11 protein-coding genes are annotated in these 13,464 nt (G+C 40.2%); all 11 read right to left on the bottom strand.

Annotation, left to right across the window (positions count from 1 at the left end):
- Position 1: 1 nt before the first annotated feature.
- Positions 2-1,045 (bottom strand): glycosyltransferase family 9 protein, encoded by a 1,044-nt coding sequence (locus tag EO125_RS01565; RefSeq protein WP_127147431.1) that lies wholly within the window; start codon positions 1,043-1,045, stop codon positions 2-4.
- Positions 1,045-2,064: a lipopolysaccharide heptosyltransferase II gene (waaF, locus tag EO125_RS01560; protein WP_127147344.1), complete on the bottom strand. Its 1,020-nt coding sequence runs from the start codon at positions 2,062-2,064 to the stop codon at positions 1,045-1,047. The genes EO125_RS01565 and waaF overlap by 1 nt, the downstream gene beginning before the upstream one ends.
- 544 nt (positions 2,065-2,608) lie before the next feature.
- The gene (locus EO125_RS01555; protein WP_240630410.1) at positions 2,609-3,067 is read right to left on the bottom strand and encodes a Mini-ribonuclease 3; all 459 of its coding nucleotides are present in this window, start codon (positions 3,065-3,067) and stop codon (positions 2,609-2,611) included.
- A complete protein-coding gene (cysS, locus tag EO125_RS01550; protein WP_127147343.1) occupies positions 3,057-4,505 on the bottom strand; it encodes a cysteine--tRNA ligase in 1,449 nt (482 codons plus the stop codon). Before cysS ends, EO125_RS01555 begins: the two co-directional genes overlap by 11 nt.
- Before the next feature lie 24 nt (positions 4,506-4,529).
- Entirely contained in the window at positions 4,530-5,969 is a 1,440-nt protein-coding gene (gene gltX, locus EO125_RS01545) for a glutamate--tRNA ligase (RefSeq protein ID WP_127147342.1), read from the bottom strand.
- Positions 5,970-5,972: 3 nt separating this feature from the next.
- A complete protein-coding gene (ispD, locus tag EO125_RS01540; RefSeq protein WP_127147341.1) occupies positions 5,973-7,139 on the bottom strand; it encodes a 2-C-methyl-D-erythritol 4-phosphate cytidylyltransferase in 1,167 nt (388 codons plus the stop codon).
- A 12-nt stretch (positions 7,140-7,151) separates the two neighbouring features.
- A complete protein-coding gene (locus EO125_RS01535) occupies positions 7,152-8,291 on the bottom strand; it encodes a PIN/TRAM domain-containing protein (protein ID WP_127147340.1) in 1,140 nt (379 codons plus the stop codon).
- A gap of 84 nt (positions 8,292-8,375) precedes the next feature.
- On the bottom strand, positions 8,376-9,752 hold the full coding sequence (gene radA, locus EO125_RS01530; protein WP_127147339.1) for a DNA repair protein RadA: 1,377 nt from the start codon (positions 9,750-9,752) through the stop codon (positions 8,376-8,378).
- 71 nt (positions 9,753-9,823) lie between these two features.
- Complete coding sequence (gene upp / locus EO125_RS01525) at positions 9,824-10,450, bottom strand: uracil phosphoribosyltransferase (RefSeq protein WP_127147338.1); 627 nt, start codon at positions 10,448-10,450, stop codon at positions 9,824-9,826.
- Between the two features lie 23 nt (positions 10,451-10,473).
- Complete coding sequence (glyA, locus tag EO125_RS01520; protein ID WP_127147337.1) at positions 10,474-11,709, bottom strand: serine hydroxymethyltransferase; 1,236 nt, start codon at positions 11,707-11,709, stop codon at positions 10,474-10,476.
- 96 nt (positions 11,710-11,805) lie between these two features.
- A complete protein-coding gene (locus EO125_RS01515) occupies positions 11,806-13,464 on the bottom strand; it encodes a ShlB/FhaC/HecB family hemolysin secretion/activation protein (RefSeq protein ID WP_127147336.1) in 1,659 nt (552 codons plus the stop codon).

Genomic DNA, 13,464 nt, shown 5'->3' with positions numbered 1-13,464 from the left:
CTTAGTTCATACCCTTTCTATCTAACATCGTCCGTATGCCTGCTAATACAGAATCCTCCGAAATAACAGATAATCCTTTGTACTTGCCCTCTTTCAAAACCTGTTTCATATTTTTGTTAACGTCATACTGTTCCATGGATTCTAAAACTACAGCCTTCTCTGTGAAAGGTCCATACAAAGCTGGATTTGATGGTCCATAGAGAGCTACAATCGGCACCCCTTGACTCACCCCTACATGCATAGGACCAGAGTCATTGGTCACTAAGCAATCACATCGTTTTATGGCTGAAGCCAGTTCTCCAATACTGAATTGTCCCGTTCCCTTAATGGCAGGCTCCGTCATCGTATCTAGCACGTCCTGTACCATATCTTCATCCATGGGTCCACCGAAGAATACTATTTTATATCCTTCTTTTGCTAAGGTATCTGCCATATGAGCAAATCGTTCTTTGGGCCAGCGTTTTTCCGGCACTGCACTGCCAATATTAAATCCGATGAGGCGATCTGTTTCCGTCACTCCTTGAGCGGCATAAAAGGCACGTACCTTTTCATCCCACTCAGGACTAGTAAAAATTTCTAACCCGTCATGTTCTACCGTATATCCTAACTGTTCTAATACATTCATATACATCTGCGCAGCATGCACCGTTTTGCGGTTCAACCATGTTACCTTCGTCATGAACGGGCGGAACAGAAAATGACTCATCCCTGTAGTTACCTTAGCTTTCAATTTCCAAGCTAAATAGGACGTCCTTTCATTAGGATGCAAGTTGATGACTACATCCACATCACCACGTTGGCGAATCTTTTTGGCAATTTGATTGAGACCGCCAATACTATTATGAATGCCTTTTTTATCCACTTCCACTAACTCATCAATGTAAGGATTATAGCGATAGACATCTGACAACTTTTTATCAATCACATAGGTAATATGGCTGTGAGGCGCCAACTTTCTAAGAGCATGGATAAACGGTGTGGTGAGCACCACATCGCCTAAATGCATCAAGAAGGTTACCACAATCCGCTTTCCATCTAACTCTATCATAAATTCCTCATTTCTTTCACTGTATCAAATACAGTGTCCACCGTAATCTGTGCCATACATTCCGCATCTTCCACCAATGGTCGATTTATGGTCGCCCGTGATGTAGGTGACACTAGTATATGAATATGATCACCACCATATGGACCTGTCCGTTCTGGGCAAGTAGTCCCAAACAAAGCAATCAATGGCACTTTTAAAGCGTTCGCAATATGTAAAGGGCCCGTATCGGCACTGATATACAAAGCACTGTGACGAATGACCTCAATGAGTTCTTTCAAATTCGTGTCACCAATGAGATTCACCACATTATCACTGCCGACGCCGTCCACAATAGCACGGCCTTTATCTGTATCCTCTTTGGCACCAATGAGAACCACCGTCTCACCTGCTGCCACCAATCGCTTGCCAAGGTCCACAAAATGAGAAATAGGCCATTCCTTCACTGTCCAACGTGCCCCTGGAGCCATGACAATATAAGGATTTTCAATGAAAGCTCCTCTAGCATTTAACTTCTGTGTCACCGTAGTCTCCGCCTCTGTGAAAGTCGGCAGTGGAAACACGATGTCATCTACATCACAGCCCAAGGCACGAGCCGTATCTAAATAGCGCTCGATAACATGATCCATTTTATGGTCACCTACTAGCGCTGTGTTCACCAGCCAACTACCCTCACGAAGTTCCCAGTAAGCATAACGCTTTTTTGCTCCACTTAGAGCCGCTACAATGGCACTTTTCGCAATGGATTGCAAATCTAAGGAAATATCAAAGTGTTTTTCATGCAATAGTTTCCATAATTCCTTCCAATAGGAAAGACGTTTTAATCGTTTCTTATCTATGATAATGGTTTCATCCACCCAAGGCTTAGGAGGGACAACATCCTTAAACTGTTCATGGACGGCCCATGCGATATGCGCCTTCGGATATTGTTGGCGCAACGCATAGAGCGTTGGTAAGGCATGAATAATATCGCCTAGAGAACTCATTTTAATAATTAAAATTCGTACATCTTCTTTCATACTCCATCCCTTTCATTTACCTATACCAATATCTATCCTTCTTAGTATACCATACTATATAGATAAAGATGCTACACTATTTTGTATTTTTCTTTAATTTTTCAAGAGTCACTGATTTAAACTTATCAAATAGGCGTTTGTCGTGCTCTTCCCCCCTGCCTGAGCACCACCCGCTGAAACGTTGTCACTCCCACTAGCATAGCAAAAAACATCATATTCTAAGCCATGTCACGTTCAAGTTTCTCTAATCTAGAAAGCACAAGAAGAGCACGGTGTGCCTCCGAACAAACATTATGAAATACCGTTTCTGAAGGAATATGCCGTGCTCTTCCCCCCTGCCTGAGCACCCCCCGCTGAAACGTTGTCACTCCCAGTAGCACAACGAAAAACATATTCTATACCATGTCACGTTCATCTGTCGTTAAATAAGAAAACACAAGAAGAGCACGGTGTGCCCCCGAACAAACATTATGAAATGCCGTTTGAGAGGGGGTATACCGTGCTCTTCCCTTATTCTAAATTCCGATTATGAACGTGACAAACTCTACATATGTGACAACGTTTCAGCAAAAGCGAATTCCATGAGAGTTTGAAGCCTCTCTTGATCCCCCTTGCGATAGGTATACCCCAACAACGCCTCAAAGGCTGTACTCATACGGTATTCTTGTACACTAGCACTTTTCGGCACATGTACATTACTATTGCGAGCCCGTTTTGCCACTAACAACTCTTCCTCTGTTAGAGTTGGTTCTAAAGCCTGTAATACTTTCGCTTGTGCTTTAGCATTAATAAATGACGTCACCACATCATGCAATATTTGCGTTTTTGTAATTCCAGTTTCTACTACACGATTTCTGATAAACAATGTGTATACACCATCTCCAATATATGCAAGCATAAGAGAGTCCTCTAAAGGACCCTCTCCAGTGCTTGCTACTTTTACAGCAGATTTTAGTTTATCAATTGTCATCGATCGTAGTTGTTTATATCGATTAAAGTTCACGTTTTTTCCACCGTGCCCCTTGTGGGGAATCTTCGATAACGATGCCAATATTTGCCAATTCATCACGAATGGAGTCTGCAATGCCCCATTGTTTTTGATCACGTGCACATTGACGAATATTCAAGATGACTTCCATTAATTGATTATATTCTTCGTTACTAGTTTCTTGACCTTTCCAGCCCTCTTCTAATAAACCTAGAATATCTAACATTAGTTTAAAGATCTCTTTAACTTCACCAATAGTACTATGGCATACAGTGCCATCACAGCTTTGAACAGATTGGTAATAAATGTTAATTTCCTTTGCCAAACCATAGATTGGTGCTGTTGCTAGCGCTGTATTGAAATCATCACTCATAGCTGCCTCGAACTCTTCTTTATAGTTACGAGCATTTTTCAACAATTCTGCTGCTTCCAGTTCACACAATCCTTCTGGACGGCTTTCTAAATACAGTAAGTTGTCAATCACGGTTTGGAATCGTTCAATAGCCTTAGTTGCTTCATCTAAACGTTCATCACTGAAGTCCAATGGGCTACGATAATGTGTACTCAATAAGAAGAAACGTAGTGCATCTGCACTATATTGTTCTAAAATATCTTTCACCAAGAAGAAATTGTTCAAGGATTTACTCATTTTTTCTTGATTAATCGTAATGAAACCATTATGCACCCAATAACGCACTGCTGGATGATGTTCGGAACAACCTTCGGATTGAGCAATTTCATTTTCATGGTGCGGGAAGATTAAGTCAGATCCACCACCGTGGAAGTCAAATTCTTCACCCAAGTACTTTTGACTCATGGCAGAACATTCAATGTGCCAGCCTGGACGACCTTGTCCCCATGGGCTTTCCCAGAATGGTTCGCCTGGTTTCACCGCTTTCCACAAAGCAAAGTCCATAGGATTTTCCTTGCGGTCATCTACATCTACACGAGCACCAGCTTCCATATCGTCTAAAGTACGACCAGATAGTTTACCATAATGCTCAAATTTCTCTACACGATAGTACACATCACCATCTACTGCATAGGCATAGCCATTGTCAATTAATGTAGTGATCATGGAAATAATTTCTTCCATATGCGTAGACACGCGAGGATATACATCGGCACGACGCACATGTAATGCATCCATTACATCATAGTAGGCATCAATATAGCGATCAGAGATTACATTCCATGCTACCCCTTCACCATTAGACGTATTAATGATTTTATCATCTACATCTGTAAAGTTTTGGATATATGTTACTTTATAGCCCACATGGCTCAAATAACGACGGATGGTGTCCCAAGTCACGAAAGGGCGTGCATTACCAATATGAGGATGATTATATGGTGTTACTCCGCATACATAGATGCTAACTTCCCCTTCTTTCACAGGTTGAAACACTGATTTTTCACGAGTCATCGTGTTGAAAACTGTCAGTTCTCTCATTAGAAATAGCCTCCTTGTATGCACTTAGCCTAAGCGGCGAAGCACTTTTTCTTTCCCAAATAAGGTAATAATGTAATTCAAATCAGGACCATGCATTTGACCTGTGGTAGCGATACGAATTGGCATGAATACAAATTTGCCTTTTAATCCTGTTTCTTTCATAATCGCTTTGATGGCTGCTTTTACAGCATCTGGGGTAATCTCCTCCATAGCTTCAATTTTTTCTTTGAAAGCCCCAATTACTGTTGGATACGATTCTTCAGCTTTCACAGCTGCAATCTCTTCTGCATGTTCTGCATCTTCTAGGATATCATCTTGGAAGAACATACCTACTTCATCTACGATTTGAGCACCATAACTAATATGATCTTTCACGCAAGTACACAGCATAGTGAGCCATGCTTGTTCCTCTGCAGATGGACTTTCACTAGCGTAGCCAGCTTTCACCAAATGAGGCAAGCATAATTCATACAACGCCTCTGGTGTTAATTGTTTCATATAATTGAAATTAATATAATTCAATTTATCAATATCAAAGACAGCTGGATTTTTTGCCACTCGGTCCATTGAGAATTTTTGACACAACTCTTCCTTAGTGAATAGTTCTTCCTCACCTTCAGGAGCCCATCCAAGTAAGGCTAAGAAGTTCACAATCGCTTCTGGCAAGTATCCCAACTCACGGTATTGTTCAACAGAGGTAGCACCATGTCGTTTACTCATTTTTTTTCCATCTTTGCCCATAATCAAGGAAATATGACCAAATGTTGGCACATCCCAACCTAAGGCTTTATAGATCACGATTTGACGCGGTGTATTCGATAAATGTTCCTCCGCACGGATAACATGAGAAATACCCATTGTGTGATCGTCTACCACAACGGCATAGTTATACACAGGAATTCCATCAGATTTTACAATAACAAAATCGCCAATGCCATTAGATTCAAAGGATACATGTCCACGAACCATATCGTCAAAAGCTACAGTTTCATGCAATGGAACACGCAAACGGATGGTTGGTTTGCGACCTTCTGCCTTGTAAGCAGCCTTTTGTTCTTCCGTTAAATGATGACAATGTCCGTTGTATTTAGGTGTTTCTCCACGACCTAATTGTTCCTCACGAACAGAATCTAATTCTTCTTGGGAACAATAGCATTCGTAAGCATGCCCAGATTCTAATAATTGTTTCGTCACTTGGTCGTAAATATCTAAACGTTCTGTTTGACGGTATGGACCTGCTTCGCCACCTACGTCAACACCTTCATCCCAATCCATACCAAGCCATTTTAGAGCTGCCTTAATATTTTCTTCACTTTCACGAGTGGAACGTGCTTGATCAGTATCTTCCACGCGCAATAAGAATGTACCTTGCTCCTTGCGAGCTAATAAATAGTTAAATAATGCGGAGCGAGCTCCACCAATATGAAATGGACCGGTTGGACTCGGTGCAAAACGAACTTTCATGAGTTATAACTCCTCTCTTTCATACATTGAAACAACAGCTTGTGCGGCTATACCTTCTGTTCTTCCCAAGGCACCTAACCCTTCATTTGTCGTTGCTTTAATACTAATTCTACTAAGCGGGATACCTAAATCCGCACTTAGATTTTTTTTCATTTGTTCAATATGAGGCTTCAATTTAGGAGCTTCTGCAATGACCATGATATCTGCATTGTAGATTCCAAAATTTGAGTCCTTTAATAATTGTACCACTTTTTCTAATAATAGCCTACTGGAAATCCCTTTGAAAGCATCATCTTCTGGGGGAAAATAATACCCAATGTCTCGCATACCTGCAGCACCTAGCATAGCATCCATAAGGGCATGAATCAACACATCCGCGTCAGAATGCCCATCAGGACCAATAGGGCTGTCGATAGATACACCACCTAATATGCAAGGTCGTCCCTCTTGGAACCGGTGGATATCATAACCATAACCAATTCGCATCATAGATTCTACTCCTAAATACTTCTTAGCAATCGCCACATCTTCAGGGACTGTTAATTTAATATTTTTTCTATCCCCTTCCACAATGTGCACTGGCTTTCCTTGAAACTCTACTAAAGATACATCATCGGTTCCTTTATATCTGTGTTCTTCCGCATATACATAGGCATCTAATAAAACCGCTGTTTGAAATCCTTGCGGTGTTTGCATTCCATATAATTCAGAACGTAGTAACGTTTCTTCTACATATCCTTTTGTATTTACTCGTTTTATCGTATCTACTACGGGGATGGCTGGCACCGCAGCTCCATATGCTTTAGCTCCCTCAACTACTCGATGAGCTAACTCTTTCTTTGCCAACGGTCTTGCTCCGTCATGAACAAGTATAATTTCTGCTTCATTCGCTACCTGTGAAAGTCCAGCGGCTACTGAGTCTTGTCGTTCTGCTCCGCCAATCACATATTGCACCATCCAGGGTACCTGCATAGCTTCCACTTGTTCTTGAATAGAGAATTGATCTTGTTCCGATACAACCACAATGACTTCTTTTAAGCCTTCCCATTGTTTCATGTGATATAAATTCCATTGTAACACTGTATACTGTCCCAACGGCATACACACTTTATTCTCTGTATAGCCCATTCGGCGTCCTGCACCTGCCGCTAATAAGATACAACTAATCATGGTACTCCCTTTCTAGGAATTTGATTCCTCTACACGAGCAAAAATCATTCGTCCCGCACTAGTTTGTAATACAGAGGTAACTACAACATTTACTGTTTGATCCACATAGTCTACACCATTTTCCACAACAATCATAGTGCCATCATCTAAATAGGCAACTCCTTGATGTGGTTCTTTACCAGCTTTCATAATACGTACTAGTAAGGTTTCACCACTCATCATTTTTGGCTTAATAGCATTTGCCAGATCATTCAGGTTCAACACCCCAACGCCTTGTAATGTAGCTACCTTATTCAGGTTAAAATCATTCGTTATAAGTTTCCAATGTTTATCCATACTAAGGCGAATCAATTTCAAATCTACTTCTTGCAAATCATCATAATCGACATCTATGATTTCCATAGAATCTGTTAATTTTTCACGCATTGTCTGTAATAAGTCTAAGCCCCGTCTACCTCGATTTCGTTTTAAAGTGTCCGCAGAATCAGACAATTTTTGTAATTCTTCTAGTACAAATACTGGCACTATGAAAGGACCTTCTAAAAACCCTGTATTTACAATATCTAAAATTCGACCATCAATGACCACCGATGTATCTAAGACCTTAGCAGAACAAGTTTGAGGTGAGGATTTTTTATCTTTTGATTCTTTCATCGTTCTACCTTTACTGCGTAGCCCTCTAAACGTATACGATACCATGGCTTTATATAAGTCTGGCCCTTTATCCATTCCCAAACGAATCCCAATATATCCCAATACAGCACTGAGCGCAATAGGTAAATATGAGCCAATAATTGGAACACGCTCAAAAGCCATACCAATTAAATTAGCAATAATGAGTCCAAATAATAATCCTATCGTGCCAGCTACTAGTTGTTGACTAGGAACTCGACTTAAAATACGTTCAATTTGTTTTGCTACGCTTAAACCTAAGCGTAAAATATACTGGGACACTAAATAACCGATAAAAGCGGCTAATAAGATACTTAGGGTATAGTACAATATCATCACCACAGAGATACCAAATACCCCCATTTGCAGCATCTTTTCATCCCACAGAGAGAGCATAAGAGTTGATAATGCATCTGCACCAATATAGCCCATACTACCAAACAGGATAGCGATAGCATAGCGTAATAAATTATAGATCATAAGGTCACCTCCTTTTTTATATAGTATACTATCCCTACGTGTGATTCTAATGAATACTTCATCGTAAAGACTCTACACATAGGGCTAGAAAATACTTTTCATCACTTCTTGAATACTAGTCACCCCTTGTATGGAGATTCCTTCTTGTATTCCTTTTAATTGTTTTACATTCCCGGCGGGAATCACAAATTGTTTAAACCCTAATTTCTTAGCTTCTGCAATTCGTTGTTCTATGCGTGGAATACTACGAATATTCCCTGTTAATCCAACTTCTCCGAGAATGACCATATCTGGGGGTACTGGTTTATTCTTTAAGTTAGAAATGATAGCTACTGCCATGGCTAAGTCACAAGCTGGTTCGTTAACTTTTAATCCCCCAATAATAGTGACATATACATCTTTGTTACCTAAGGTAAAGCCACAGCGTTTTTCTAATACAGCTAGGAGTAAAATCAGCTTATTTAAATCATACCCTATAGCGGTTCTTCGTGGCATACCAAAGGCAGTGGATACCACTAAACTCTGTACTTCTACCAAGATAGGACGTACTCCTTCTAGGTATGCCATGATGGCAGATCCTGTTTCTTCTTCTGACCGCTCTGCTAATAGAGTAGCTGATGGATTGAGGAGTTCACCTAAGCCTTCTTCTTCCATGGTAAATAACCCTGATTCCGAAGTGGATCCGAAGCGGTTTTTAATGCCTCGTAAAATACGAAATTGATAGGACCGTTCCCCTTCAAAATACAATACTACGTCCACCATATGCTCTAGCATACGAGGACCTGCAATAGTACCATCTTTTGTTACATGACCAATAATGATCACAGGGATATCTTGATCTTTTGCAAAGCGTAACAATCTAGCTGTACATTCACGAACTTGACTAACGCTACCAGGCGCAGACTCTACAGAACCTACATACATAGTTTGGATAGAATCTATGACAAGTAGCATAGGTTGACTTTGTTTTGCCTCATTCAATATAGTATCTAAATTAGTTTCCGCTTGTACCAATAGGTTAGAAGAGTTAATACCTAGTCGATGAGCTCTAAGCTTCAACTGCATATCCGATTCTTCTCCAGATGCATATAGGACTTTACCTGACTCTTCTGCAATACGCCCAGACACTTGTAACAATAGGGTGGACTTACCAATACCTGGGTCCCCACCTAGCAAAATCAACGCACCAGGTACGATACCCCCGCCAAGGACACGGTCAATTTCTCCATATCCAGAAGTAATTCGAGCAATGGCGCCTACCTCAATCTCTGTCAAAGCCTTGGGCTTATTGTCTTCATCTTGAACAGGTCGATAAGACGCTACATGTTTTGTTTTAACTTCCGGTTGCAGTTCTTCTTCCACTGCTGTATTCCAAGCACCACAAGCAGTACAACGACCAAACCATTTTGATGATTCATTTCCACATTCAGAGCAGAAAAAAACTGTTTTCTTTTTAGCCATATATACCCTTTCTTATAAAAATAATGCGCGTCACTGAAAAGAAACGCGCACTACTCTTCGGGCAACACCGTTTATTTCGTACCGAAAATACGATCTCCCGCATCACCAAGACCAGGTAAAATATATCCATGGTCGTTTAATTTTTCATCTAATGCAGCTACATAGATGCGTACGTCAGGATGCGCTTTATTCACAACTTCTACACCTTCTGGGGCTGCCACTAAACACATTAATTGAATGTCTTTAGCACCTTTTTCTTTTAATAAAGAAATCGCTGCTGCTGCACTACCACCTGTCGCCAACATTGGGTCTGTCACGATAATGCGACGATCAGCCAAGTCAGATGGCAATTTGCAATAATACTCTACTGGTTGTAATGTTTCTGGGTCACGATACATACCTACATGACCTACTTTTGCCATTGGCATTAATTCTAATAAACCATTCACCATACCTAAACCTGCACGAAGGATTGGCACAATACCCAATTTTTTACCTGCAATTTGTTTACCAATCGCTTTTACCAGTGGAGTTTGTACTTCTACATCTTCTAATGGTAAATCACGTGTGATTTCATAGCCCATTAACAAAGCAATTTCTTCTAATAATTGACGAAAATCTTTTGTGCCAGTATCTATGGAGCGAATCAACGTTACTTTATGTTGAATCAAAGGATGTGTCATTACATTTACGTTCATCTTACTTACTTCCTTTTTATTAATTACGCATACATTGGATATTTTTCACAAAGTGCTGCTACACGTTGTTTAGCCGCTGCTAATACAGCAGTATCTTCTGGCTGTTTTAATACTAAAGAAATGATGCTTGCAATTTCTTTCATATCTTCTGCATGTAAACCTCTAGTTGTTAATGCTGGTGTACCTAAACGAATACCAGATGTGACAAATGGGCTTTCAGGATCGAAAGGAATTGTATTTTTATTACATGTAATTCCTACTTCATCTAGTACATGTTCTGCTACTTTACCAGTTAAGCCAACAGTACGTAGGTCTACTAATAATACATGCGTATCAGTACCACCAGATACGATGGTAAAACCTTCTTGTTGTAAAGTTTCTGCCAATGTTTGGGCATTCACAATCACTTGTTTTGCATATTCTTTAAATTCTGGTTGTAACGCTTCCCCAAAGGCTACTGCTTTAGCAGCGATGACATGCATCAATGGACCACCTTGAATACCAGGGAAAATAGATTTATCAATCGCTTTCGCATATTCTTCTTTACACATAATCATGCCACCACGTGGTCCGCGCAATGTTTTATGTGTTGTTGTCGTTACAATATCAGCATATTCCACTGGGTTTGGATGCAATCCCGCAGCTACTAAACCTGCAAAATGTGCCATATCTACCATGAAAATAGCGCCTACTTCATGAGCAATATCTGCCATGGTTTTGAAATCAATTTGGCGGGAGTATGCACTGCCACCACCGATAATCATTTTAGGTTTATGCTCTTGAGCAATTTTACGCATTTCATCATAATCAATACGGCCTGTTTCTGCATCTACACCATAAGGAATAATATTAAAATACTTACCAGAAACATTCACTGGAGATCCATGTGTTAAATGTCCACCATGGGATAAATTCATTCCCATAATCGTGTCGCCTGGCTCTAATAAGGCAAAGTACACGCCAAAGTTTGCTTGAGAACCAGAATGAGGTTGTACATTCACATGTTCTGCGCCGAATAGTTGTTTCGCTCTTTCAATAGCCAACTCTTCTACCATGTCGACATATTCACATCCACCGTAATAACGTTTATGTGGATATCCTTCTGCGTATTTATTTGTCAATACGCTACCTTGTGCTTCCATCACAGCTTGAGACACAAAGTTTTCCGATGCAATCATTTCTAATTTGTTGCGTTGACGACCCAACTCTAATTCAATCATTTCTTGAACTTTAGGGTCTTGCTGTTTTACATAGCTCATGGTAACCTCCTGTGAAAGAAACATTTCAATCTATCCTTTATTATAGTAATAATCACAGCCTTTTGCAAGGAAAATTAGGGAATCACCTAACCGTACTTAGAAGGCAGCACTCATCTGTATTCCCAGGACTCGATGTGGTACCGTAAAACCGTTTGGTACTTGTAATGGTGTGGACAAGAATATATTATAGTTAGCGCTTCCATAGTGTCCTTTCATGCCAATGGCTCCGCCCCATAGCTCTGTACCCAATATATCTTCTGTAGATTTGCCGTAAACTTTGCCATAATCTAAACCTACATACAGTGTATGATTCTGATTCAGTGATATATCTAAGGTATTTCGTACATAAAACCCTTGTTCTGCGGCTAAATTTCTATCACCGGTAAAACCACGCACCGTATACCACCCACCAATGGTAAAGAACTCACTACTGTAGAGCTTACTATTCGTATACTGTCCTTTTGCTTCCATTGTATAGGTTGCTTTCCGATTCCAAAGGGTCGTTGTACGCTGATAGTTCACTTTCCCCGTATATATATGATACTGTGTGGTAGCTTCTCCTAAATAATCGGTAGGTCCAGGACTAGCCCACCAAGGAACACCTCTTTCATATTGCACAAACCAATCTAAACTCCCATTCTTGCCATATCGTTTTTGATGTATTCCTATGGACCAAGACGTAGTATTTCTCCGTTGCACATCAATTTCACTCCCATTAATAAAAGAATGCCTTGTCTTATGCGTAAGACCTTGCACTAATTCTGTAATCTGTTGGCTATTCCTATGTAATACATGCTTCCACCTTATCTCATCGCTAGTAAAGTTACCGCTAGAAATAAATGGTTTCATGGCATAGCCAACCCGTTGTTGATAATCTGAATTAGAATGGCTAAGGGTAATGCTATCATGTCCAATAGGTATTTGGTATGATACATAACTCGATTTACTTACATTGATACTATCTGAGTGTCTAGATTTCGTTAAACTATAGTACAAGGTGTCACTACGATCTAATGGTCTGCCTACTGTAATAGACACATTACCTTGGAATCGACCCGTTCCTTCATTACCGAAATTATCAAATCCTGTGGAGACCTCTACTTTAGACTTATTTTCTATCTGAAATACTACGATAGAGGTGCCTAACCGACTTCCCGGTTGTAACTGCACCTTAGCCTTCTGATGGGGTACAGTATTTAAATTATCTACAGTTTGTTCTATCTTTCGTATATTTAAGATATGCCCCTTATGAAAGGCTAATGCGTTTGTATAATTACCTACCACACCCTTAAATTGTATTTCTTCCACAGTTCCTATCAACAAGGATAATCGAAGTGTACCACTCCCTATATTTTGAGGTTCCATATAGACCTTAGAGGTGACATACCCTCTATCTAGTAAGGCGGTATTAAGTTCCTGCAACAAGGCATTAATTGTTTCTATCCCATACGATTGATGTTCTTTCTTAGCCACCATCGCTTGCAGAAAACTAAACTCTGGTGGAACCTGTGAAAATTCAATATGATGAATTAAAAATTCTGGTTCATCATTCGATAGTTGATCTATCTTTTGAGGTACTATTCCCTCTGTAAGAACTGTGAACGCGGGTGTTTCCTTTTGCTCTACATGAGATATAGAACGCTCCATCTGGTCTAGCAGTTTACCTTGCTCGTCTATAGTATTGGCATGAATATTATAAGAACATGCCCCTATACACAAACAAGCAAGGCCTGTAACTATTTTATGATTTGTCAA

The organism is Veillonella sp. VA139, from assembly GCF_003992005.1.
In the GTDB taxonomy this organism is placed as follows: Bacteria; Bacillota; Negativicutes; order Veillonellales; family Veillonellaceae; genus F0422.
This window is presented reverse-complemented; position numbering and strand designations above follow the sequence as displayed.